The 23,619-nt window shown below is 65.1% G+C and carries 18 protein-coding genes; 6 read left to right on the forward strand and 12 right to left on the reverse strand.

Features of this window, described 5'->3' with window-relative positions; all coding sequences use genetic code 11:
* Positions 1 to 53 precede the first annotated feature (53 nt).
* Together ACIQI8_RS14585 and ACIQI8_RS14590 are read left to right on the forward strand one after the other, a co-directional pair.
* The gene (locus ACIQI8_RS14585) at positions 54 to 638 is read left to right on the forward strand and encodes a TerD family protein (RefSeq protein WP_402349147.1); all 585 of its coding nucleotides are present in this window, start codon (positions 54 to 56) and stop codon (positions 636 to 638) included.
* A 169-nt stretch (positions 639 to 807) separates the two neighbouring features.
* Positions 808 to 1,509 (forward strand): DUF899 domain-containing protein, encoded by a 702-nt coding sequence (locus ACIQI8_RS14590; RefSeq protein ID WP_402349150.1) that lies wholly within the window; start codon positions 808 to 810, stop codon positions 1,507 to 1,509.
* A gap of 5 nt (positions 1,510 to 1,514) precedes the next feature.
* On the opposite strand, the gene ACIQI8_RS14595 is transcribed toward ACIQI8_RS14590, so the two are convergent.
* Positions 1,515 to 2,696 (reverse strand): glycosyltransferase, encoded by a 1,182-nt coding sequence (locus ACIQI8_RS14595; RefSeq protein ID WP_402350440.1) that lies wholly within the window; start codon positions 2,694 to 2,696, stop codon positions 1,515 to 1,517.
* Positions 2,697 to 3,030: 334 nt separating this feature from the next.
* On the opposite strand from ACIQI8_RS14595, the gene ACIQI8_RS14600 reads away from it, so the two are divergent.
* Both ACIQI8_RS14600 and ACIQI8_RS14605 read left to right on the forward strand, forming a co-directional pair.
* Positions 3,031 to 3,912 carry a hypothetical protein gene (locus ACIQI8_RS14600; protein ID WP_402349153.1) on the forward strand — a complete coding sequence of 294 codons (882 nt, stop codon included), beginning with the start codon at positions 3,031 to 3,033 and terminating at the stop codon, positions 3,910 to 3,912.
* Positions 3,913 to 4,147: 235 nt separating this feature from the next.
* A complete protein-coding gene (locus ACIQI8_RS14605; protein ID WP_402349156.1) occupies positions 4,148 to 5,761 on the forward strand; it encodes a recombinase family protein in 1,614 nt (537 codons plus the stop codon).
* Positions 5,762 to 5,816: 55 nt separating this feature from the next.
* On the opposite strand, the gene ACIQI8_RS14610 is transcribed toward ACIQI8_RS14605, so the two are convergent.
* The 5 genes from ACIQI8_RS14610 to ACIQI8_RS14630 all read right to left on the reverse strand — a co-directional run bounded on the left by ACIQI8_RS14610 (position 5,817) and on the right by ACIQI8_RS14630 (position 10,296).
* Entirely contained in the window at positions 5,817 to 6,341 is a 525-nt protein-coding gene (locus tag ACIQI8_RS14610) for a hypothetical protein (protein ID WP_402349159.1), read from the reverse strand.
* A gap of 459 nt (positions 6,342 to 6,800) precedes the next feature.
* Positions 6,801 to 8,216, reverse strand: a complete 1,416-nt coding sequence (locus ACIQI8_RS14615; protein ID WP_402350443.1) for a replication initiator — start codon at positions 8,214 to 8,216, stop codon at positions 6,801 to 6,803.
* A 237-nt stretch (positions 8,217 to 8,453) separates the two neighbouring features.
* Complete coding sequence (locus tag ACIQI8_RS14620; RefSeq protein ID WP_402349162.1) at positions 8,454 to 8,651, reverse strand: hypothetical protein; 198 nt, start codon at positions 8,649 to 8,651, stop codon at positions 8,454 to 8,456.
* Positions 8,615 to 9,949 carry an FtsK/SpoIIIE domain-containing protein gene (locus ACIQI8_RS14625; protein WP_402350446.1) on the reverse strand — a complete coding sequence of 445 codons (1,335 nt, stop codon included), beginning with the start codon at positions 9,947 to 9,949 and terminating at the stop codon, positions 8,615 to 8,617. Before ACIQI8_RS14625 ends, ACIQI8_RS14620 begins: the two co-directional genes overlap by 37 nt.
* Positions 9,949 to 10,296 carry a hypothetical protein gene (locus ACIQI8_RS14630; RefSeq protein WP_402349165.1) on the reverse strand — a complete coding sequence of 116 codons (348 nt, stop codon included), beginning with the start codon at positions 10,294 to 10,296 and terminating at the stop codon, positions 9,949 to 9,951. Before ACIQI8_RS14630 ends, ACIQI8_RS14625 begins: the two co-directional genes overlap by 1 nt.
* 165 nt (positions 10,297 to 10,461) lie before the next feature.
* Between ACIQI8_RS14630 and ACIQI8_RS14635 the strand changes: the two genes are divergently transcribed.
* On the forward strand, positions 10,462 to 11,241 hold the full coding sequence (locus ACIQI8_RS14635; RefSeq protein WP_402349168.1) for a GntR family transcriptional regulator: 780 nt from the start codon (positions 10,462 to 10,464) through the stop codon (positions 11,239 to 11,241).
* A 409-nt stretch (positions 11,242 to 11,650) separates the two neighbouring features.
* Here the strand turns inward: ACIQI8_RS14635 and ACIQI8_RS14640 are convergent, their stop codons facing one another.
* Both ACIQI8_RS14640 and ACIQI8_RS14645 read right to left on the reverse strand, forming a co-directional pair.
* Positions 11,651 to 11,950, reverse strand: a complete 300-nt coding sequence (locus tag ACIQI8_RS14640) for a hypothetical protein (RefSeq protein WP_402350449.1) — start codon at positions 11,948 to 11,950, stop codon at positions 11,651 to 11,653.
* Between the two features lie 328 nt (positions 11,951 to 12,278).
* The gene (locus tag ACIQI8_RS14645) at positions 12,279 to 12,836 is read right to left on the reverse strand and encodes an ATP-binding protein (RefSeq protein ID WP_402349171.1); all 558 of its coding nucleotides are present in this window, start codon (positions 12,834 to 12,836) and stop codon (positions 12,279 to 12,281) included.
* Positions 12,837 to 13,042: 206 nt separating this feature from the next.
* Between ACIQI8_RS14645 and ACIQI8_RS14650 the strand changes: the two genes are divergently transcribed.
* Positions 13,043 to 14,419 (forward strand): sporulation protein, encoded by a 1,377-nt coding sequence (locus ACIQI8_RS14650; RefSeq protein WP_402349174.1) that lies wholly within the window; start codon positions 13,043 to 13,045, stop codon positions 14,417 to 14,419.
* Positions 14,420 to 14,422: 3 nt separating this feature from the next.
* Here the strand turns inward: ACIQI8_RS14650 and ACIQI8_RS14655 are convergent, their stop codons facing one another.
* From ACIQI8_RS14655 to ACIQI8_RS14670, 4 genes are all read right to left on the reverse strand, one after another.
* Entirely contained in the window at positions 14,423 to 15,337 is a 915-nt protein-coding gene (locus tag ACIQI8_RS14655) for a phosphotransferase enzyme family protein (RefSeq protein ID WP_402349177.1), read from the reverse strand.
* Between the two features lie 135 nt (positions 15,338 to 15,472).
* Positions 15,473 to 19,000, reverse strand: coding sequence for a tetratricopeptide repeat protein (locus ACIQI8_RS14660; RefSeq protein WP_402349180.1), 3,528 nt, complete (start codon positions 18,998 to 19,000; stop codon positions 15,473 to 15,475).
* 971 nt (positions 19,001 to 19,971) lie between these two features.
* Positions 19,972 to 21,942: a TIGR03960 family B12-binding radical SAM protein gene (locus tag ACIQI8_RS14665; RefSeq protein WP_402349183.1), complete on the reverse strand. Its 1,971-nt coding sequence runs from the start codon at positions 21,940 to 21,942 to the stop codon at positions 19,972 to 19,974.
* Positions 21,943 to 22,081: 139 nt separating this feature from the next.
* Positions 22,082 to 23,596 (reverse strand): CHAD domain-containing protein, encoded by a 1,515-nt coding sequence (locus tag ACIQI8_RS14670; protein WP_402349186.1) that lies wholly within the window; start codon positions 23,594 to 23,596, stop codon positions 22,082 to 22,084.
* Between the last annotated feature and the right edge of the window lie 23 nt (positions 23,597 to 23,619).

Raw genomic sequence — 23,619 nt, forward strand, 5'->3', positions numbered from 1 at the left:
GGAGAGGCACACTTTGCCTGTCCCAGTCGCATCGCCAAGAGGATGACTCGCGCATGATCACGCTCACGAAGGAAGACGGCCCCGCGGATCTGGACGGGGTGACCCACCTGTCCATCGGGGTCTCCTGGGACCCCACCGCCGGCAGCAGCGGCGGGATGATGGGCATGCTCCGCCGCAAGAGCGGCACGGATCTCGACCTGATCGCCATCGCCATGCAGGGCGCGGACCCGGTCCGTCTCGCGGGCCTCGACTCGCTGGACCCCATGGGCAACGGCTCGTTGGTCCACAGCGGCGACAACCAGACCGGACGCGGAGACGGCGACGACGAGACGGTCACCGTCGAATTCGGCCGCGTACCCGCCAACATCACATCCATCGTCTTCGTCGCCGCCGCCTACAAGAAGGGCAGTTCGTTCCAGAAGGCGCGCAACATCAGCTTCAAGGTCTACGACGCGACCGGAGGCACCTCCCAGCAGGTCGCCGACATCTGGCCGAGCCTGCTCAGCCAGGACAACGGCTGCGCCGTCGCCAAGGCGCTGCGGGTCGGCACCACCTGGAAGCTCGAAGTGATCAATACGACGGGCAAGATCAAGCAGGGTGACGAGCACGCGCTGATGCGCTTCGCCGCCAGCAAGTAGCCCCGCGAGGGAAGGGCCCGGTGCGTCTCGATCACCCGCAGGGCCGACCGTTGCCCCCGGGGTCGGCGAACGTGGCGCGGTGCGGCCGGCCATCGACCGATGAGTTCCGCGCCCCCGCGAGGTCTACCCCTCCACGAGCCCAAGCCGCGCCCGAGCCCTGTGAGGGAACATGACCACCAACGCACTGCCGCTACCCCCCGTCGTGGACACCGCGACGTGGGAACGCCGCCTCGAAGCCCTGCGTGCCCGTGAGAAGGCCGCGACGCGGGAGCTCGACGCCATCGCCGCCGAGCGTCGGCGGCTGCCGATGGTCGAGATGCCGGACTACACCCTTGAGGGCGAGGACGGCCCCGTACGGCTGGCGGACGTCTTCGAGGGCAAGAGCCAGCTGATCGTCTACAACCACATGTGGTTCGCGGGCAAGGAGTGGCAGTGCCCGGGCTGCACCGGGCTCACCTCGCAGTACACGCGCCTGAAGTTCCTGGACAACTACGACGCGCGGTTCGTCATCGTCACCCAGGGCCCGATCAAGGAGGCGCTCGCGTACAAGCACCGGGTCGGCAACCGGATGCCGTGGTACTCGACCGAGAACAGCCCCTTCGGCACCGACGTCGGCGCACCCCCCGGCGGAGGCTTCGCGGTCAACGTGTTCCTGCGCGACGGCGACACCGTCTACCGCACCTGGCACACCACCGGCCGCGGCACCGAACAGCTCAGCCACACCTTCCCGTTGATCGACATCCTCCCCTACGGCCGCCAGGAGGAATGGCAGGACTCCCCCGACAACTGGCCCCAGTCCCCCACCTACAGCGGCTGGGCCAAGTCCGAGGACATCGCCGCGCTCTACGGCCCTGCCGCCGAGGCCGACTGACCGGATCACGGACGACGAGTGGCCGTGCCCGCTCCCCCCGAATCGTCGCCGCCCCGCGTCGCCTGTCCCTTCCTCCTCCTGGCCGCCTTGCCCGCCCGGGAGGCCTTCAGTCTGCGCACGGGGCTCGACGGCCGGGGGACCGTGGCGACGTTCGAGGCGGCGAACTCCCGGTTGGTGATGGTCTGTCGGCGAATCACGTCAGGCAGGTCCGGCAGGGCCAGCAACCTGTCGCACGCCTCGACGGAGGCCGCGGACTCGCCGACCCAGTACGCGGTGATCGAGAACTCGAAGAGGAGCCCCCATCGGTACACCCAGGGCCGGGTGAACAGCAGGTCATCCGGTTCCGGTCCGCCCACGACGTCAACGAGAAGGGCGTACGCCGTGCGGTAACGGCCCGCGAGCCGCAAGCGGGACGCCAACTCGTAGCAGGCTTCGAGTCGTTGAGGGCGCCCGTCCCAAGCCCGGGAGAACGCGTCCATCGCCCCGGGCCAGTCGCCCGTCTTCTCTGCCCGCAGGATCCCGGCCTCCAGGAGCGCGCAGTAGACCTCCTCGCCCCAACCCCCCATCCGGGCGCGGCGCTCGTAGAGAGCGATCGCCTCCTCTGCGTGCCCCAGGTCTCGTTCGGTGTTGGCCAGATAGAAAACCGTGCGCGGGTTGTCCGGGTCGCGTTCGAGCTCGCGCCTCAAGAGGCGTGCGTCGCGCTCGAACTTGTCGTCGCGGCACCCGCCGTCGGCCTGGTCCTCGATGACGAGCACGTCCAGATTCTCCTGGACGTCGGGCTCGTCGGTGCACGGGTACTCGTGCGTGACACCCTCGTAGCGCCACAGCCAGTCGCCCCGCATGAGGTGCTTGAACCTGTGCTGGGTGCCGGGGCCCGCGTAGCGCAGCATGTACGACCCCGCCGTCAGCCGGGGCAGCGGGGCGTCCTGGCGCATGACGTGGTCGGCGTCGAGCGTGAGCAGGTAGTCGGCCTTGCCGCGAGCGTGCTGAATGTTCCGGGTCCGGTTGTGCCCGAAGTCGACCCAGGGCTCCTCGTGCAGCTCGCCCGGAACGCCGTCCAGCACTTTGCGGATCAGGTCCTGCGTGCCGTCCGTCGAGCCGGTGTCGGAGATCACCCAGTAGTCGACGAGCGGGCGGACGGCCTCCAGGCAGCGCTCGATCACGAGCGACTCGTTCTTGACGATCATGCACAGGCAGAGGGTCTGCTGCTTCACGTTCACGGCCTCACCCGTCCCGGACCACTCGCGTCCCGTCGGAAACTCGGGCGTCACCGTCGCACGCTCCCGTTCCCCGGCCGTCCCACCACGCGGAGGCCGTGCCGGACAGCCCCCGAACAGCGGCGCATGAGCCAAGACGGGTGATCGCGGGTAAAAAATACCCCATCAGAACGCATGAATTAGTCCGATATGACGACAAGCAGGCGCGTTCCGAATCGCCATGCCGATCACCTCGCTCTGCTCAGGTCAAGCTCGCACTTGAATTCGGGAGATCACCCGAACCGGTCGAGCAAGGAGCATGTGGATGAAGACGAGTGCCGAGTTCCGAACCACACTTCTCGGGCCATTGGCCCGGGACAGGTTCCGGAAGGCGGGCATGGTCACCTCGCTCGCCCTGGTCCTGGCAACCGGCATGGCCGATCCGACCGCCGCGGCGACGCGCAGCGTGACCGATCACGCCAGGGCGAGAGCCGACCACGGTGGCGACCACTGCAAACCGGGCCACCCGCACGAGTCCCGGACCCCCGGCCACAAGACCAACTGCAAGGGACCGACGGGCCCGACCGGCCCCAGAGGGCCCAAGGGCGACAAGGGTGACCAGGGCCCGAAGGGCGACAAGGGAGCCACCGGCCCGCAGGGCCCCACGGGAGCCACAGGCCCACAGGGCCAGCCCGGCCAGCCGGGAACCCCGGGCCCGACCGGACCCGCCGGCCCGACCGGACCACAGGGCGACCAGGGCCCCACCGGCCCCACGGGTGCCCCCGGCACTCCTGGCACCCCAGGTGCCACCGGCGCAACCGGCCCCTGCGCCGACATCGACGGTTTCCAGGACCAGCAGGTGTACGAGGTACGCGGCGCAGTCAGCGGGACCATCACGTACGCGGGCATCCGCGACGTCCGCCCCAACGAGAACCACGCCATGAGATGGACCGACCTCAGCACGCTGACGGGCTATCCGAACGGCGGCACCGACGGCTACGCCTGCGCCGTGTCCGTCAACGAACACAGCCAGGGCGGTACGGCACTCGCAGGCATCAAGTACAACATCATCACCACCACGGGCCTGGTCTTCGAGACCATCTGCACCGAGAGCCAAACGATGAACACCCCGGCCACCCTGACCTGCCCCGGCCCCTGGACCGCGCTGAACTCACCCGAACCGGGCAACAGCAACAGCGGCCCCTGACCACCCCTCACACCTCCGGCCCGGCCACGTCCAACGACGCGACCGGGCCGGCTGCGAACAACACCACTCCAGGTCCACCCACTGCACCGCGTCAGTGCGAGTGCCCCCCAGGGGCAGCAGCCGCGTTCTTGACCGTAAGAGGCAACAACTTCTTCCCCGTAGGCCCGATTTGAATGGAAGTGTCCATCTGCGGGCATATGGACACGGGTTTATATCCATCTCTACCGTCGTGCGTATGGGGACACACACGCGGAAGCGCACAGCAACTGACCAGCGGCAGTACTCAGTTGAGGCAGAGTGGACCGCCGCAGACCGCGCGCTCCTGGAGGAGCTGAGGCGGGCCGAGGCCTTACTACCAGAAGACGCGCCGCGGGCACTCTTATCCATCCGCCTGTCTGTACTGACAGACGAAACGACGTCACCGGTGCGGCAGGAGCTCGACCTTCGCATCCTCGCGAGGGAGCGCGGCTGTCGAGTCGTCGGCGTCGCCTCGGATCTGAACGTGTCGGCAACGAAGGTTCCACCGTGGAAGAGGAAGTCACTCGGAGACTGGCTGAACAACCGCTCCCCCGAGTTCGATGAGCTTCTGTTCTGGAAGCTCGACCGCTTCGTACGCCGTCTCTCCGACCTCTCGACGATGATCGAGTGGAGCCTGAAGCGCGGGAAGAACCTCGTCTCGAAGAACGACAGCCTCGACCTCACCACGACGGCCGGCAAGATCATGGTCACGATCATCGGCGGTATCGCAGAGATCGAGGCTGCCAACACCTCCACCCGGGTCACGAGTCTCTGGGACTACGCGAAGACTCAAGAAGACTGGATCATCGGGAAGCCGACGTACGGATACGTCACGGGCGAGAGCGACTCGGGGAAGTTCGGTCTCGTCATCGACCCCGAGGCGCACCGGGCGTTGCACTGGGCTCGGCGCATGGCACTTCGAGGACGCTCCGCCCGGTTCATGGTCCGCTGCCTGAAGCGGTCCGGCCTCATGAGCCAGGGCCTCACCGTGGCAACGCTCCACCGCCGGCTCCGCAACCCCGCGCTCCTCGGCTACCGAGTAGAAGAGGACAAGCAGGGAGGGCAACGACGCTCGAAGCCGATCCTCGGCAAGGACGGCAAACCCATCAAGGTGGCTCCTCCGATCTTCACGGAGGAGGAGTTCGAGACCCTCGGCGCAGCTCTCGACAAGCGCAAGAAAAACCAACCTCCGCGCCGTGTCGGCGGAGCGACGCAGTTCCTCGGCGTCCTCTTGTGCGCGGACTGCAAGACGAACTTGACCGTACAGATCACGAACAACGGCGTCGGGACCTATCACTACCTGCGGTGCCGCAACTGCAAGAGCGGTGGACTCGGCGCACCGAACCCCACCCAGGTCTACGAGCGCCTCGTGGAAGACGTACTCAAGGTTCTCGGGGACTTCCCCGTACAGGTACGCCAGTACGCCGAGGGTGCCGAGGTACGGCGGGAGATCAAACGCCTTCAAGGGGCCGTCGCGCTCTACATGAAGGAGCTGGAACCCGGGGGCCGCTACACGAAGACACGGTTCACGAAGGAGCAGGCAGAAGCGACGCTGGATAAGCTCATTGCGGAGTTGGAGGCCATCGACCCCGAGACGGCGAAGGACCGGTGGGTCAACGTTCACGATGGGAAGACGTTCCGCGAGCACTGGCAGGAGGGCGGCATGGAGGCCATGGCCGCGGACCTGTACCGGGTCGGTATCCGGTGCGAGGTCACCCGCACGAAGGTGCCGAAGGTGCGGGCCCCGAAGGTTCACCTCCGCCTCCTGATCCCGAAGGACGTACGCGAACGGCTCGTGATCCGAGAGGACGACTTCGCGGAGGCGCTCTGACAGCGGGGCTCGCGGTGGAGAGCACAGAAGCCATGGGAATGTGCGGGTGACAGCACTAAGTTTGAGCCCGCACAAAAACGCTGACTCCGCCAAGAATTAGCGACGCGATAGCTAATGCAGTCAACGCCCATCCAGCATTTATGAATCGATGCTTACGGAGCACGATTCGCGCCAAGTGGACCACATTGTACGACAGGGTAGTTATCTCGAACCTGCGGTCCGCTCGGCTAATTAAAGCAGCGGCCGGCTCCATCTCCAGATGGGCCAGATCTCCAAAATACCAAAGCACCTCCGGGCGGTAAGAAGTAGGGTCCTCCGGGTTCACACCAAGGAGAGCAAAGGTCCCCTTATAGTTAGACCCATGGCGTGACCACAGGCACGCTGCCGCGCATGCCACTGCTCCGAGAAGCGCACCAGTGGAGAAAAGAAAGAAGCACCACGTTTCAACTCCTGCCACTTTAGCCATCTCCCGCCCGTCCGAGATATGTCCAGCGGTGATGCTGAAAGTCACGGTCACCAATAAGCCGTTCACGGTGAGAACAAATTGAGCCTTCGATTCGGCAACCTTGTACCAGTCCATGGCACGTTCGTACACACGCCGGACGTACTCCGCATCAACTGCTTCACCATTTGAAGGGGGCAGGGAATCGCCCGTTCCTGGTCCGCCACCGTCAGCGCTCACCTGGAGAACCTCCGAGCATCTGTTTGGTTGAATCGTCTGGTCGGTACCATTCGCGGCTATGACTTCGAGCGGAGATGCTTAGGACGGGAAAACCCTGCCCGCCCGACTCCCTCTGCAACCCACAAAGATGGGATGAGAATTGCAATGAACTCCAGACCCAGGTGAACATGCAGCCTCTTATCGCATCTGACGCTTCCGCAGCCTCACTCGAACCATGTTGAGGGATCAACGGTTCCTCATTACCGTCGTCATCCACAATGACGATCTCGCTCTCGACCATGCTCTTCATTTCCCGAACAGCGGAGGCACGCAGGGACGCCTTGCTCGAAAGTTGGGCATCACGCTCGAATGCATCGGCTATTGCCCCCGCCTCCCCTCTAGGCCCGCCTCTACGGCGAGACATCGGGAAAGTTCGCGGTCTTCGGCGACCCCTGCTGCAATCAGCGCGGCACCAGAAGTGTGGCCCGAGCCGATATAACGCCAGCTCCTATCCGTCATCGCGTCGGGCGTGTCGGGGTGGCCTACGTGTTGGGCGCGTCCAGCCCGAAGCGCCGCGTATGTCGTCGAGTACGTACGGGATTTGGTGAGGATGTGTCCCCGGTAGCCAAGGGTGTGAGTCCAGGCGCGGAGACGGAGGGGTTCGTATTCAGGGAGGCTGCCGAGGCGCCAACAAGCCCTCATGAGAGTGCGAACGTGTTCGCTGACTGGCGCCGACTCGATGTCAGCCCGGTGAGTGACCGTGTGGTCGGTGCCTGCGCCTGTCTCGCTCGCTCCCTTGGTGACGTACTTGGCCACGTACGCGGCAACCGCGTCGTCATCGGGCCCGCTGCCGCCAACTCGCAGAGGTCGGGCGTCGAGTTGTGCGCCCCAACGTAAGGCCAGCTCACCAACGGCTGGGCTGTATGGGGTGCGGACCAGAACCCGACCAGCCGAAGCCCGCACGACGTCGATGAGCAGTTCCGCACTCCCCCAAAGCGGAGGTACGTCGTCGGGGCCAGCCGGGCCGTCGAGGCGGACGACGGCATGGACGTGGACTGCTGCCCGCTTCTGGTATTCGGCGACGCGCGCGAAGGACAGCCGGGCGTGCTGGGCGAAGCGGGACTGTACGACGCCGGCCGCGGAGGCAAGGCGCCGCCGGACGTCGATTACGAACCGGTCCCACAACTTGGAGGCGTGTGCGTGCCAGAGGACGTGAGCTGTGTAGTCGTAGCAGTCGGGGCAGAGCGGTTGGCCGACAACCGAGGCGTCTGAAGCGTGGACCAGGCCGCAGCCGAGAGGCCTTGCGTGTTCGCAGATTCCGCCGTCGCGGCGCGGTCGGCACAACTCCCCGGCACGATGAACCGAGCCGAATGACGGGGCGGTCAGGGTGACGAAGAGGCGTGGACGGTTGCGGACCGTGGCGGGGACGTTCTTGCCGCCGAGCAGGCCCGCGCGGACCAGGTGGAAGGTGTCGCCGGCGTGGAGGCGTGAGCAGGGGGCGCAGATGGTTGCGCGCCGGTTGCGGCAGCGGACGAGGAGGCGTTCGCCGAGTTCGGCGCGGGTGTCGTAGTGGTGGAGGATCTCGCCGGTCGCGCCGTCCAGCGTGGTGGTCGAGCCGGACAGATGGATGGGGTGCGCGCACCCGCCGGTAGCAGTGACTTGCTCCAGCCAGCGAGTGAACTTCGGATCTTGGGCGATGCGGAGGGCATCGCGGTCTGTCTCGGAGAGTTGGCGTAGGCGCGCCGCGCGGTCGAGGACGGCGCGCCTGCCGGCCGGGGTTGAATCCGTGGTGATGGTGGTGACCTTCCGGGGTGGGCCGCCGTAGCGGCACGGGAGTTGGGTGGTGGCGCGGTGTCAGTCATGGGGGTGCTCCCTTGCTGATCAGTGATGGTGTGGGTGGGTCAGCGGATGGTTCCGGTGCCTCGGCAGACACGGCACCGCCGCAGCCGTCCGGTCCAGGTCTTCCGTGCTCCGTCGCCCTTGCAGTTCGGGCACCTCACGCGAGGCATGGGCATGGTGGTTCCCTTCTGCTCAGGTGTGGGAGAAGCCGGAGACGAACCAGGTGAGGAGACCGTGGACGGTGAAGAGCACCGGGGTCTGGCCGAGGTAGAGGCCGAAGAGGCCGACGCAGATCGCTTCCCAGGCGCGGACGTCGCGGGAGCGGACGAGGAGGACGGTGATGATCCCGAAGATCACCGCGAACGTGAATGCCGTTCCTTCGTTGACCACTTGCTCTCTCCTTCCACAACCACGCAGGCACCGTGCAGGGCAGGCAGTACGGGCGTGACGGCTGCGTACTTCTTTGTGATTGCCACGGCTTCCCCGGTCGGGGTGAGGTGGGAGCGGGCGCGGCTCCATCCGCCGTCCGGACTCGTGCACACGGCCACGCCGCGTTCCTCCGCTGTGATCGACTGAGCCACGGCCACGGCGTCCTTGTTCAGGTCGCCCAGGGTCATTTCGGCGGTGCCGGGGTCGTTGACGCGGTGGCAGATGCGGCCGCCGAGTTGGGCGCGGAGGGCGGTGACGCCGGGGCCGAGGTCGGAGCCGACGCGTTGGCCGGAGACGACCAGGTGCAGGCCGAGTGCCGCCCCGAGTTGGGCCAGGCGCAGCAGGAGCGTAGAGCACTGCTCGGCTTCCGCCCTGCTCTCTCGCGTGCCGTCGGACAGATACAGTTCCGCGATCTCGTCAACAATCACGACCACAGGTATCGGCCGCAGCTTGTCGGGGAGCTCCCAGACCGAGCGGACGCCGACCGTGCGGCAGGTCTGCATGCGGTCCTGCATGTCGACGACGAGCGCGCTGAGCACGGTGACCGCTTCGCGTCGGCAGGTCGCAAGTGCGCTCAACCGTCCGGCGAACAGGCCCAGTTCCATGCCGCCCTTGCAGTCGATACCGACCAGCGCGACGGGCTGCGAGGCGAGTTGAGTGATGAGCCGGGCGAGGAGGGTGGATTTCCCGGAGCGGGTGGCGCCGGTGATAAGCCAGTGCGGCACCAGGCGCAGATTCATCACCCACGCGCCGCCGGATTCCAGGGCCCCGATGAGCGCGGACAGCAGCTCGGTCGGGGCGGTGGCTAAGCCGGGCCGCGCCAGTGGATCGGTGGCCATGGCGGTCAGCAGCACCAGGCCGCGTTCCGGCGAGGTCACCCGGACCGCATGGACCCTCCACGCGTGCGCGAAGGCATCGGCCGCCTTCATGTAGGTCGCGGGGGTCTGACCCGCATGCAGCCGCACGGTCACCGTCAGCCCGCTGCGCACGGCCCGCGGGAAGGAGAACCGCGGAGCCACCGGCCGCAGCGGATCGCCCTTGACCACCAGGTCGCCGAGCAGGCCTCGGGACGGACGACGCGACACCGCGAGGTCGTTGAGCACGGCGACCTTGCGCCACGTCGACACCACCCGGCATGCGGTGAGCGGGTAGCCGATCAGATACCAGTGCCAGAGGGGACGGTACCGGCGCACGAGGTCACCGACGACCAACATCCAGGCCAGCACGGCCAGGGCGAAGGCGAGCAGGATCGGCCCCATCACGCGTCACCGCCCTTGGCTTGCGCCGGGGTGCCGTGCACGGGCGTGATCGCCTCCGCGCGGAAGCTGACGCCGTGCCGCTCGCCCATCGACCACATGAACGCCATCAGTCCGGTGACCCGGACGATCTGTCCTTCCTGGATGCCCTTGGGTTCGCCGCTGACGGCGATCTCGATAACGGAAATCCGCCGCCCGTCCTGCCGCACGGTCACGGCAACGGTCCAGACGGGGTTGCCGTCGCGGTCCTTCTTCACCTCCTGTGTCTCGAAGTTGCTGATCTTTGTTTCCGGGGCGATGGCGCACCGCAGTACGCCCAGTCGCGTCGTGTCCACGGGAATGGACTGCATGATCTGTGGCCTCCTTGGCCAGTTGGGACGCCTGACATATCCAGACGTCACTTGTCCTTACGAGTTATGACTATGGAGTCCTGTACGGCGAGAGTGCAAGTACTTATGCTGACGAGTGATGTCGCGCGTGCGACGTGCCAACGACCCCACCCCGGAGGGACCGCCATGTCGGAGATCCAGCGCCCCGGAGCCCTCTACCAACAGGTGGCCGCCGCCATCCGCGAAGCCATCCTGTCCGGCGAGTACGAACCCGGCAGCCCGCTCCCCTCCGAAGCCCAGCTCATGGTCCGCTACGGCGTCTCGCGCCCCACCGTCCGCAACGCCATCGCCGCCCTGCGCGCGGAAGGCCTGATCGACGTACAGCACGGCAAGGGCAGCTTCGTACGCTCCGACGGACAACCCGCACTCACCATCGAACGCCGCATCAGCCACAGCGCGGAGGGCAAATTCGTGATGCCCAACGGCGACATCTGGCAAGAGGCGGAGCAGCCGAGCACCTACCGCACCCACACCACCAAAACCACCAGCCGACTCCTCCAACTCGACGAGGAAGAAGCCCTGTTCGGCTGTGACCGGCTGCTCACCGACCCCTCCACCGGAACCCGTGCCATGCACCGCACGCTCATCCCCTTCGAGGTCGCCGAAGCGGTCCCGCTGCTCGGCAAGGAGCCGTGCAAGCCCCCGGCGGCGATCTACTGGGTCCTCACCCAGGCCGGCCACGCACTGGCCTGGACCGAGATCGTTCGCGCGCGCATGCCGCTGCCGGACGAGCGCACCACGCTCCAGCTCCCGGACGCGACTCCGATCCTGCACGTGACCCGCACCGCGCACGGCACCGACGACCGCCCGCTGATCCTCGAAGAACTGCGCGTCGGTGCAGACCGTGCCGAACTCGCCTACCGGATCACCGCCGACCAACAACCCACCCCACGCACCCGCACCTGAACGGAGGCGGCGATCGGTCGAAACAGTCTTCACTTCCTCAAGGGCGCGCCTGCGGCGCGCCGGGGCGCCCGACCGCCCCGGCCGGGCGTGCGGCGTGGCCGCCGGTCCCGGCCGGTCGCCCGACGCCCCACACCACAGCCCGCCGGAGGAGTCGAGGCGTCGACCGGCCGTTGCAGGTGGGGGTGTTGGGGGCTGGGGGTCGTCGGCCTCCGAGACTTTAGGCAGCTCCCATGGGGCGAGCCTCGAAGAACAGGGGGCCGATCGGGCTGAACGCGGGCAGGCTCAAGAGACTGCCCGATCCGCCAGCGAGCGTAAGGCCCCCTGTTCACTCGCCCCATGGCAGCTACCGCCCGAAGTCTCTCCACCCGACGACGTGCCCACCCGCACCACCCACCAGCGGAACAACACCTCATCGCCCACCGCCATTGCCGCTGGCGAGCTCCTCCAGGAGGCCAGCGAGCCGGTCCGCCGCGTCCGGCCAGCCCGCCAACCGCACGACCCCGCGCCCCTGCTCGTCCGTCGAGGCGACAGCCCGCACGGCCGACAACTCGAAGCCGGCGCCGAGGAGCGCACGGTTCAGCCGATCGGCAGCCTCACGCGCAGTCCGCCATCCCGCCAGGTAATCCGTGCCAGGAATCCACAAGCTGGAGTTCACGCCTGCAACGTCGTCGAGTCCGTCTCTGAGCCAGTCCTCACCAGCGCCAGCCACATTGCCCACCTCAGCCCTGTCGAATTGACGATCCGTCAACTGCCGTGATTCCAGGGCGAGAAGCGACGCAACGCGACGACCCCGGTACCATCAGGCACCGGGGACCGTCGCGTCCCCTCCCGGACCACCCCGGTTGCTGCCAGGCGCGGGGGTGGTCCGGTCTCGGTATGGGGTTGTGAAGCGCGGCTCCCCGTCTCGGGAGGGGAGCTCCCGGCAATCCGACGAGCCGCGCCCCTTCGGCCGGAGTGGTCAAACTCCAGCCAGTGACCGGGCCGCCGTCCGCTCCCGATCGCGGAGGGAGCAGATCGTGGCGGCGGCCCGGAACCTGTCAAGCCGAATGGTTCTCGGCCCACAGCCGATCGAGATCCAGACGACACCACACTGTTTTGCCGCCCTTGGCACCCGCCGACCACCACACGGCATCGGCCAGTCGCTGAACGATCAACAGCCCGCGCCCACGGTCCGGCAACAACGCCTCAGAGAGGTCGCCCGCCAGCTCAGGCGAGAAGCACTCACCAGCAGGAAGGTCAGGCGGAGTCGAGTCCTCATCCGAGACGCCGATGACCAGCACTTCCGGCCACGTCATGAGCGACACGTCTATGCGTCGCGCGGCACCGGGCAACGCCAGGTGGTTGTCCGGCACCGCGTGATGGACGACGTTGCCGACCAGCTCCGACACGATGAGCTGAGCGTCGTCGACCGCGTGCGCCAATGCCCAGGTCTGGAGGTAGGAACCCACCATGTCCCGCGCGGCTTTGACGCAGTCCGGCGACTCGGCGAAGAGCGTCAGCGCCCGGAAGTGCCCGTTCGCCGGATCGTGCACCGAGCGGCGTGGAACGCCCGCGGTCGGGGCGTTCGCTGTGCGTTTGCTCTGCTGCGCTTCCACCGCGTTCCCTCCCAGGCACTGACAGGCCCTGTCGCCCGTCAATCTGTGCCGACCAGTGAACGACGAGGGGGGTTCAGTCGGGAGCGTTCGCCAGGGGGTTCATGTGAACACCGGCAAAGGCGGAGGGGGTTCGCAAATGAACCCCCTCCGCGATACTGCTGTGACAGGATGAATACTCGCCGTCATTCTCGGGTTGGCAGGGGAGCATGAGCCGAGAGCCAAACGCGCAGTTGATCGCGGTCATGGACGAAGCGAAGGTCTCCAACAAGGGCCTTGCGAAACGCATGACGGACGAGGCCGCCCAACGCGGCATGGACCTGGGAACAACGCATGTCGCTGTGAAGCGTTGGCGCGAAGGCTCAGGCATCAGGCCTCAGACAGCGGCGCTCATGGCGGACGTTCTCTCAGCCAAGCTCGGCCGGCGCATCACTCCGGGCAATCTCGGCTTCTTCGACCGCTCCAAGTCGACAGCCCCCGAACCCGTCGGCTACCCGAGTACCGTCCCCGACGTCCTGTCCATCCTCGACGGCCTATCCCGCGAGCACGCCGACGCCCCCGTCTCAGACCAACTGGCCGTCGCGGACGCCGACCTCGACTCGACCGTCCTGACATGGATGATCGCGCGCCCCGACGGCATCCAGGCCGACAGACCCGCGCACCAACGCGTCGGCATGCGCGATGTTCGCGCGATCAGGGAAGCCGCCGGCCTGTTCATGCAGCTCGACTTCAAGTACGGCGGAGGCCACGGCCACAAGGCACTCCGCCACTACTTCCGCGAGGACGTGTTGCCTCTGCTGAACGCGAGCTACAGCGAGAAGGTCGGCACCTCGTTATTCGGCGCAGCCGCCGAGATCTCCCAATTGCTCGCGTGGACTGCGTACGACGTCGGCAACCACCGCCTCGCCCACCGCTACCTGACCTCAACGCTGCGCCTGTCCCAGGTCATCGACGACCGCATGTTCGGCGCCCGCATCCTCGGCAACCTCAGCCACCAGGCCAACTACCTCGGCTACCACAACCAAGCCATACAACTGGCCCGCGCCGCCGTCGAGGGCGCCAAGGGCCGAGCCACCCCACGCGCCTTGTCGAACTACTCGGCTATGGAGGCCCGCGCCCTGTCCAACGCCGGCGACGGAATCGCGGCAGCCCGCGCCATGAAGGAGGCAGAGCGCCACTTCGAACGCGCCGACACCGCCGAAGACCCGACCTGGCTCGCCTACTTCGACGAAGCGGAACTCATGGGCGAACTCTGCCACTGCTTCCGCGACCTCAAGATGCGCCGCGAAGCAGTCGGACAAGCTCAGCGCGCCGTAGATAGCACCGACCCGAAGTACGCCCGAACCCTCGGCTTCTGCCGCATGGTGCTCGCCCAAAGCCAGCTCCTCAACCGCGAGTTGGAAGCCGCCGTCACAACAGCCAGCCTGGCCGTGGACGGCGGCGACTCACTCCAGTCGACACGCTTCCAGCGCTACGTGTCCGACTTCCAGGCCGAGGTGAGCATCCACGCGACGAACCCGACCGTCGCCGCTTTCAACGACCAGGTACGCGACGCACTCGCCCGCCTGGACGAGGACGACGAGTAACAGCTACCAGGGCCGCCAGTCCCGAGGCGCGTCATCGTTGCGCAGCCCGGCAATGCGCCGGCGATACTCCGCCGCCGTCCGCTCATCCTCCTGAACGTTCTGCATGAGCCACGTCGTCATGCCGAACTCCTGGATGCCCCGCAGCGTCTCGTACCCGTGCCAGTCGTACAGGTCTCGCCCGTACGCGGCCACGAACTCGGCGTACTGCTCATCGGTCTGCCACCCAAGGCTGTGATGCTCCACGGAGGTCACCATGAGATCCCACTCAGGGTGGTCGTAGCAGAAGGCCTCGAAGTCGATCAGGATGACGCGTCCCTGATCATCGACCATGAGGTTCTGCACGTGTGCGTCCCCGTGCACCGGCCCCTTGGCGGTTTCGAACTTCAACTCGGCGTACTTGTCCTGGAGCTCCCGCCACCGCTTCCGCAAGAAGACCTTGTCATCGTCCGGGATCACGGCCCGGTCCAGGCGTAGTTCCTGTTTGTCGAAGGGGTGGAACGACGGGAGGACGAGACCGTCCGGCACGGTCAGCGAGTGCAGGTCTCGCAAGATGCCGCCCAACTCCCTGTAGTTGGCCTTGCGATCACCCTCGATGATCAGGTGCCAGAAGGTCACGGGGTGGCCATCGATCAAGAACGGCTGCTCCAGGTCCTCAACGATCCGAGCCGCAGGGAACCCCTCCCCTGTCAGCCAACGTGACACCGCCACCTCGGTCCGGGCAGTGGGCAACCACTCTTGCCCCCGCGCTACACGTACGATCACTGGCACAGAAGCCAGCCGAAACAGCGCGTTCTCCCCAAGCCGAATCAGCTCCGCGCCTCCGTCATCGAGCCCCGCGGCCCGGCACGCGCCGGCCATCACCCGCGTAGCCCTCGCCGACGTGAACCCCTCTTCCGATCGAGCAGCGTCAACCGACATGCCCGTACCAGCTCCCCTAGTCGCGCGCGATCAACCAGCGCACGTCTGCGGGTGACCAACCCTGACGCGTGCCAGACACGACCTTGACCGTACCCAGCTTTTGCGGGAGACAGCCAGAGGTTCTACCGTGCTCGGCTAGGAACGATAGGTCTCCAACCTGCGACGAAATTCGAGCAACCGCTCCTTTCGAGCCGGAACCGCTTGAGCCAAACTATCAATGGCCGCAAGCAGTTCCCCTATCTCCCCCGGTGCAGGATCGGACGAGACGAAGCCAGAGAAACTGTCCTCCGCTTTCTGCCAGCGCAGCATAAGACAAGCAGAAAGAAACATGTTCCCCTTGCTGCTCGGGGTGTCCGCCTCTGCGGCAATTACTTTCACGGTGCGGATTACTTGCCTTTTTCTATCTGGATGCAACAGCGCATACAGCACCACGGAGCGCTCATAGTGAGCCCACGAACTGCGAGGTGCGAGCGCGATAGCGCGATTATGGTCTGCGAGCGCCTTCTCGTATTGCCCCATCAACCTATAGATTAGGCCGCGATTGGTGAAGGACCAGCCGCTTTCCGGATCAAGGTCAAGGGCGCGATTGCAGTCTGCGAGTGCATCTTCATAGCGACCCCGTAGCCTATAGATAAAGCATCGCTTCGAGTACGATCGCGCCCGATCGGAATCTATTTGGATCGAGCGACTATAGTCGGAAACTGCAGCATCGTACTGGCCAAGATAGCGATGAGTATCACCTCTAGAAGCGAGAGCGAGAGCGTTTTCAGGGTCGATTAAAATCGCACGGTCATGGTCTGCGAGCGCGCGCCGATAGTCTCCCATGATGTCATACGTTTCAGCTCGACTGCTGATGATCCAGGAACTATTGGGATCTAGCTCAAATGCGCGGTCATGGTCTGAAAGAGCGTCGGCGAACTGCCCCATCGCACTATATGCAAGCGCCCGACAATTCAACGCACGAGCATTTTCCGACTCCAGTTCAATCACGCGACTATAGTCCGAAATTGCAAATTCGAGCATATCCTTACCGAAGTAAGTTAGGCCACGGCTGAGGAGAACTCGAGTGTCATCAGGCTTGATCTCGATTGCGCGATTATAGTCGACTAGCGCATCATCAAACCGCTCCATGCAATGAAGTGAGTCACCGCGACTGGCATAGGCCCAGGCATCATCCGGCCTAATTTCAATGGCCCGGTCAAAGTCCCTCAGCGCTTCAGTGTACTGATCCATAAAGTGGTGCACCAGGCCACGATTCGTTCGCGCCCAGACGTTATCTGGATCAAGGTCGAGTGCACGATCATAGTCGGCCAAAGCATCTTCGAAGCGACGCTCAAGTTGGTGAGAAAGGCCGCGGCTAGTGAGAATACTCGCACTGCCGGGATCGAGCTCGACTGCTCGATTGTAGTCCAGCAGGGCTTCATCACCTTTACCCAATGACCCGTAGGCCAAACCACGGCCTGTATGAGCAAATGCGTGATCCGGGTCTAGGCTGATCGCACGGTTAAAATCAACAACAGCTTCATCGAAGTTTCCCAGAATATTCCTGATCATACCTCGACTAATTAGAGATTTCACACTGTCGGGATCTATCTCGATAGCGCGACTGAAATCAGCTAGCGCTTCTTCGTTCCTCCCCAAACTTTGATATGTATCCGCACGACGAGCGTAAGTCCAAACGGAATTCGGATCTAGATCGATAGCGCGATCATAGTCAATAAGCGCTTCAGTGAATTGCCGCATTTGTTGGTGCACAAGGCCCCGAGCTCTGTGCGCTGAAATACTTCCGGGAGTGATTTCGATAGCTCCATCGAAATCGGCGAGGGCAGCTTCCAACTGGCCGCCCGTTAGATAGACAAGCCCGCGGCCGATCAACGCTCGCACGCTTTCAGGATCGAGCTCAATAGCACGATTGAAGTCAGCGAGAGCGTCATCAGGCCTAAGCATGAGCTGGTAAGCCTGCCCACGACCAAAGTAGGCGAGTTGTGCATTGGGGTTCAGTTTGAGAGCTGCAGAATATTCATTCAATGCCTGATCGTAATTCTCAGACTTGAATTGGTACCTACCTCGTAGGGTATAAACGATAGACCTCCCCTCAGCGTCAAGGTCTCCACGCGCCAGTAGCAAGGACAGAGATTGAGTACGTACAAGTGATTCCGCCTCAAGGGCACAGAGGAACTTCTGTCCCCATTCACTAAGGGTTTTCTCGCCTGAGTCATTCCCTGCTTGAGCTATAGTTTCGGCACAGCGCCGCGCAGTCTTGACACTGTGCTCGTATGCATAAATCAGTAGACGCAAGGCGCCAATGAATTCAGTCTGCGGCTTAGCGCAGAGCAGGTGATAAATCTCTTGAATTTGCAGATTGCGCCATACCGCATCCCCCCAGTTGCTCCGTTTCGCTGACGAATGTGCCTGTTCCCACTGGACTCGCCGCTGACGAAAAGAATCTGCCAAATTACCCTGCTGCTCTTGCCAGCGCGAGAGAGACTGCTGACGTTGCAGTCTCAGCATTGCCGCGCGGACAACATCGTGGTAACGACACCGTCCAGCCCTATAGGTCACGAAAGGCATTGCCTTCAGCCAGTCGAAAAGTCCTGCCGATCCTTCATCCACAGCTGCACGATAGACATCTTCGTCTAGTTCTTGAGGCAGAGCGCATGCTATAGCGACAGATCGACGAGCTGGATCGGTTTCCCACTTCAGAAATCTTTCCACCGCTGTATCGCTAGGATCTCCAACTTCCTCAGCACTTGATGGATGGCTTTCAGCGAGCGTGGAAACAAGCACAGGAAGGCGTCTGGATAGTTGAAGAATTACTTCGATGACCCGCTCGTCAGTGACTCCTTTGACAGCCAAAAGCTGCCGAGCTTCCTTGTCTGTAAATACGTCAAGTGGCATATCGGTGATCAGATCTCGAAAATCTCCCCAGTAGCTTTCCTCCAGGTCGGACTGGCCGGCTATGATGGCAATAACGTTCGCCGGAATCTCCCCATAGCGATCACTAAGAAGGAGGTCACGCAACCAAGAATTCAAAAGCGGTCCGATGCGCTCGAATGTATCAAAAGAGAGCACCAGCCACGATTGCCGTTGGGCTACTTCAGATAGATCTGCAAGAAATATAGGCGTCAATTCTTGTAGTGGAGACAAGACAAGCTTGACATCGTCGTGACTATTGAAACGGCTGCTCAGTATTGCTCTGAGATGGCTGGCTCCAGCTGCTACTTGCTGCGGGTCAACTGCGCCCACAAAAGCACCCACACCCGGAATCATACCCAGCCCCACCAACCCCAGTTGCGAGGCAACAACAGTGGAAGGGGATGGGCTAGAACCTTCCGCTCCATGGCTTGAGAAAGGTGGTATTTCGCCTGCCGCTTGCGTCGCCGCAGCGGCAGCGGCAGTAGCATGCGCTTCATGGCGGCGCTGCCGGTATGTCACAAGTCTTTTATCAAAATTCTTTAGAGTCAAACCGTGCTGGGCCAACTGCCCGCTAATTGATTCCATCGCCTCTAGGGCATCAGACACTGACTCGTCGACATAGGTTGTTATGGCATGTGTTTCACGAGCAGCGCCCTCCATTTGCCTCAAGAGCGTCGACTTACCTACGCCGCCGGGACCCCGAACATGAAAAACGAACTGTGTGGTTTCTTCGGGTGGCTGCTTCAAGACATCTCTGAAATTCGACAGCTCATTATTTCGGCCAACGAAGCCACTTCGCCTCTGCCGGCGGATCAACTCTTGCCTCGAAGGACGTTGTGCCACCACGCTCACCCCCGTGGATGCCGAAAAGGGACGGCTCTGCCCCGCCTCTCATTCTTGCAGGGTATTGAGACGCGTGCAGGACTTGGTGCACTTTGACTCCCATCCACAAGGCCCCGCCGTCGACCCATGGGGCGCCGTCCATACCTCGTCATTGGGAATCAAGCCTGCAACTATCGACGCCAGAGCACCTTGTCGTGGTCACCTCAATATGGTCCAGTCCCGCAATGCGCCCCAAGCCTCTGAAGGGCGAGACGAGGATGAGGCGCAGCAACATGACGGCAGACCTTGTCCTCGCGCCAGAGGATGATCATGGAGAAGTGGCCGGACAGCGCGGCGCGGTTCTTCCATGGCGTACAGAGGGAGAGGGTTCCTCGTGGTGAATTGATCATCAACTGCCCGAGCGTGACACCACGTGAGTGTCACCACTGCCGGCCCACCAACACGACTACGACGGCCAAGGCTCCAGCACACAACCCACAACCCCGCCGATTCTTCTGCGACAGCGGCTTCGCGCGAGAGGCCCCGACTCCCCCGCTGGCACTATTCGCGGCTTACTCGCCGGCATGACTGCCGCCTCTGTAGCGGATATCGCCACACTAGAAGGCCAGAAGCTAACTGGCGAACCAAGAGCCACTCAGGCGACGACCAACCCCGTACCGCGTCCTCCTGGACCGTCAGCCCCTCAGACCCACTCCACCTCAGACTCGACAGCCGCCGAGTCCCCAGGCGCCGGCAGGGGCGTTCTGAGCGCCTCCCCCACGACAGGCCGCCGCCCACTCCCACTCCGCGCACCCAGCGCCCCCAAGACGGCAGCAACCTCGTCCTCGCTGCCGTCCCCCAGCACCTCCGCGATCCGCCCCAACGCCTCGCTCACGTCAGTGCGTGTGTCCGCTGGTCGGGCCGTCCTTCTTGACCGTCAGTGGCAACAACTTCTTCCCGCTGTTACTTACTTGTGGCCAAGTGTCCATCTGCGGACACACCCCACAGTCAAAACAAGGCGTCCACCGGCAGTCCTCGACCTCCGTCTCGTCGAGCGCGTCCTGCCAGTCCTCCCACAGCCAGTCCTTGTCGAGGCCGGAGTCGAGGTGGTCCCAGGGCAGGACCTCCTCGTAGGTCTTCTCGCGGGTCGTGTACCAGTCGACGTCGACCCCGAACGCCGGCAGCGTCTTCTCCGCGCAGCGCATCCAGCGGTCGTAGGAGAAGTGCTCGCGCCAGCCGTCGAAGCGGCCGCCGTCCTCGTAGACCGCGCGGATCACCGCGCCCACACGACGGTCGCCCCGGGACAGCAGGCCCTCCACGATGCCCGGCTTGCCGTCGTGGTAGCGGAAGCCGATCGAGCGGCCGTACTTCTTGTCGCCGCGGATCTTGTCCCGGAGTTTTTCGAGGCGCGCGTCCGTCTCCTGCGCCGAGAGCTGCGGGGCCCACTGGAAGGGAGTGTGGGGTTTCGGGACGAAGCCGCCGATCGAGACCGTGCAGCGGATGTCGTTCTGGCCGGAGACCTTGCGGCCCTCGGCGATCACGTTCATCGCCATGTCGGCGATCTGGAGGACGTCCTCGTCGGTCTCCGTCGGCAGGCCGCACATGAAGTACAGCTTCACCTGGCGCCAGCCGTTGCCGTACGCCGTGGAGACGGTACGGATCAGATCCTCCTCCGTGACCATCTTGTTGATGACCTTGCGCATGCGCTCCGAGCCGCCCTCGGGGGCGAAGGTCAGGCCCGAGCGACGCCCGTTGCGCGTCAGTTCGTTCGCCAGGTCCACGTTGAAGGCATCGACCCGCGTCGACGGGAGCGACAGGCCGATCTTGTCCTCCGTGTACCGGTCCGCCAGACCCTTCGCGATGTCGCCGATCTCCGAGTGGTCGGCCGAGGAGAGGGAGAGGAGGCCCACTTCCTCGAAGCCCGTCGCCTTCAGGCCCTTGTCCACCATCTCGCCGATGCCCGTGATCGAGCGCTCGCGCACCGGGCGGGTGATCATGCCCGCCTGGCAGAAGCGGCAGCCGCGCGTGCAGCCGCGGAAGATTTCCACCGACATCCGCTCGTGGACCGTCTCGGCGAGCGGGACCAGCGGCTGCTTCGGGTACGGCCACTCGTCCAGGTCCATGACCGTGTGCTTCGAGACCCGCCACGGGACGCCCGACCTGTTGGGGACCACGCGGGCGATACGGCCGTCGGCGAGGTACTCGACGTCGTAGAACGCCGGGATGTACACCGAACCCGTCTTCGCGAGGCGGAGCAGGACCTCCTCGCGGCCGCCAGGGCGGCCCTCCGCCTTCCACTCGCGGATGATCCTCGTCATGTCGAGGACCGCCTGCTCGCCGTCGCCGATGATCGCCGCGTCGATGAACTCCGCGATCGGCTCGGGGTTGAAGGCCGCGTGGCCGCCCGCCAGGACGATCGGGTCGTCCAGGCCCCGGTCCTTCGACTCCAGCGGGATGCCCGCCAGGTCCAGGGCCGTCAGCATGTTCGTGTAGCCCAGCTCCGTGGAGAAGGACAGGCCGAACACGTCGAAGGCGCCCACGGGGCGGTGGCTGTCCACCGTGAACTGCGGGACGCCATGCTCCCGCATCAGCGCCTCCAGGTCCGGCCACACGCTGTACGTGCGCTCGGCCAGGGTGCCCTGCTGCTCGTTCAGGACCTCGTAGAGGATCATGACGCCCTGGTTGGGCAGCCCGACCTCGTAGGCGTCCGGGTACATGAGCGCCCAGCGGACGTCGCAGGACTCCCACGGCTTGACCGTGGAGTTGAGCTCACCGCCCACGTACTGGATCGGCTTCTGCACATGCGGGAGCAGGGCTTCGAGCTGCGGAAACACGGACTCGGCGGCCGCAGCGACTTCGGCAGGCATCTCGCGCACCTTCGTGGGCTGGACTGAAAGGACTGGGGTGACCATCCAGCCTAACGCGCCCCCGGGACCTCCCCGACCGCCGAGAGCGCCCGGAGCACCGGCGCCCGACGGCACGAGGACCCGACACCCGCTCGACCCCTCAGAGCACCGCCGACGTCCTGATCCCCTCCCACACCTCCGGCAGCCGCGCCTCGACACCCGCCGCGACCTGCTCCTCACGCCCGTACAGCAGCCCGTACGTGAAGGTGTTCTCCCCCGACGCGTGCGCCACGGCGGACAACTCGCGCAGGGTCACGCGGGTCATCACGCTGTCCTGGTGGTCGCCGAGCAGGCTCTGCACCGACTTCATCGACTTGACCAGCGTGGACGCGGGAGAGCCGAGGGCGGGTGCGGCGGCCTCGGCCGAGTACCGGGCCCGCTTCGCCTTCTTGCGCGCCTCGTGGATGGCCACATCGCGCTCCGCGCCGGGTTCGAGGGCGACGGCCTGGTCCACCAGGTCCGACAGCTTCCCGAAGTCCTTGCGTACGGCCTTGGCGATCACCTTCTCCGGTTTCCCGGCGGCGTCCGCGAGCAGCGGCGGGTCCGCGACCAGGGCGTCCAGCGCGTCGAGCAGGGCCAGGTAGCGCCTGGAGTCCAGTACGCCGGTCAGCCTGCGCCGCGATCCGCCGCGGCGGGCGTTGGCCCAGGTGTGCAGGCGGGTGCGGAGCGGGCCGTGGAGGAGGGTGGGGGGCAGTGCGTCGACGGCGGCGGACAGGCGTTCGGTCATCACCTCGCGGTCGCGGTCGACGCCGAGTTCGCCGGCCAGCCACCTCAGTTCCTCGCCGATCGGGTCGGTGACCGTGCGGTCGAGGACCTTCGCGTACGAGCGGAAGGCGCTGCGCGTGCGGCGGGTGGCGACCCGCATGCGGTGGACGGAGTCGGGCGCGTCCTGCCGTACGGCCGGGTCGAGTTCGAGGATCGCGTCCCGCTGCTCGCGGACGTACGCGAGGACGTGGTCGCCCGCGGTCACGGGGGCCCCGGGCGAGGGCTGCTTCTTCTTGCCGCCGCCCTTCCTCTTCGGTGCCGTCTCCGTCAGCGCCCGGGCCAGCTTGGACGAGGACTTCGAGGGCCGTACGCCCGCCTTGCGCAGCCGTTTTTCGACCTTGTCGAGGAAGGCCGGGTCACCCCCGTCGGCCAGCTCGACCTCCAGCTCGGTCCACTGCGCGGTGCCGGCACCCTCCGCGAGCCCTTCGGCGTGTACGGCGTCCACGCTCACCTCGGCGAGGAGGCGGCCGGCGGCGTCCACGAGGTGGCGCAGGTCGCGGTCGGAGCGCAGCCGGACGACCGGGATCAGCTCGGCGTCCCGGACGCGGGCGCGGACCAGTCCCGCGAGGTCGGGCGGGAGGGTGTCGGAGAGCGGGGCGTGGATCTCGTCGCGGATGTCGGGGGCGACCGGGAACTTCAGGTGCCAGCCGGCGTCCGAACCGCCGGTGCGGCGGCGCAGGGTGATCTTCGCGGCGGCCAGGCGCTGGTCGGCGGTGTCGTAGTAGGTGGCGTCCAGGTGCGCGACGCCCTTGTCGACGACGGTCGCGACACCTGCGACGCCGGTCAGGTCGGGCAGTCCACTGTCGTCGGACTCGTACTTCCGCTCGATCTCACGCTTTGTGTCCGCCATGACCTGAATGTAAGCGGATTCCC

Origin of the sequence: Streptomyces sp. NPDC092369, assembly GCF_044755245.1 — a bacterium.
In the GTDB taxonomy this organism is placed as follows: Bacteria; Actinomycetota; Actinomycetes; order Streptomycetales; family Streptomycetaceae; genus Streptomyces.

What these genes read in the sequence shown, in the direction of transcription:
- ACIQI8_RS14585 (WP_402349147.1), top strand. Translation starts at nt 54, where the DNA reads ATGATCACGCTCACGAAGGAAGACGGCCCCGCGGATCTGGACGGGGTG.
- ACIQI8_RS14590 (WP_402349150.1), top strand. Translation starts at nt 808, where the DNA reads ATGACCACCAACGCACTGCCGCTACCCCCCGTCGTGGACACCGCGACG.
- ACIQI8_RS14595 (WP_402350440.1), bottom strand. Translation starts at nt 2,696, where the DNA reads ATGATCGTCAAGAACGAGTCGCTCGTGATCGAGCGCTGCCTGGAGGCC.
- ACIQI8_RS14600 (WP_402349153.1), top strand. Translation starts at nt 3,031, where the DNA reads ATGAAGACGAGTGCCGAGTTCCGAACCACACTTCTCGGGCCATTGGCC.
- ACIQI8_RS14605 (WP_402349156.1), top strand. Translation starts at nt 4,148, where the DNA reads ATGGGGACACACACGCGGAAGCGCACAGCAACTGACCAGCGGCAGTAC.
- ACIQI8_RS14610 (WP_402349159.1), bottom strand. Translation starts at nt 6,341, where the DNA reads ATGGACTGGTACAAGGTTGCCGAATCGAAGGCTCAATTTGTTCTCACC.
- ACIQI8_RS14625 (WP_402350446.1), bottom strand. Translation starts at nt 9,949, where the DNA reads ATGGGGCCGATCCTGCTCGCCTTCGCCCTGGCCGTGCTGGCCTGGATG.
- ACIQI8_RS14630 (WP_402349165.1), bottom strand. Translation starts at nt 10,296, where the DNA reads ATGCAGTCCATTCCCGTGGACACGACGCGACTGGGCGTACTGCGGTGC.
- ACIQI8_RS14635 (WP_402349168.1), top strand. Translation starts at nt 10,462, where the DNA reads ATGTCGGAGATCCAGCGCCCCGGAGCCCTCTACCAACAGGTGGCCGCC.
- ACIQI8_RS14650 (WP_402349174.1), top strand. Translation starts at nt 13,043, where the DNA reads ATGAGCCGAGAGCCAAACGCGCAGTTGATCGCGGTCATGGACGAAGCG.
- ACIQI8_RS14655 (WP_402349177.1), bottom strand. Translation starts at nt 15,337, where the DNA reads ATGTCGGTTGACGCTGCTCGATCGGAAGAGGGGTTCACGTCGGCGAGG.
- ACIQI8_RS14665 (WP_402349183.1), bottom strand. Translation starts at nt 21,942, where the DNA reads ATGCCTGCCGAAGTCGCTGCGGCCGCCGAGTCCGTGTTTCCGCAGCTC.
- ACIQI8_RS14670 (WP_402349186.1), bottom strand. Translation starts at nt 23,596, where the DNA reads ATGGCGGACACAAAGCGTGAGATCGAGCGGAAGTACGAGTCCGACGAC.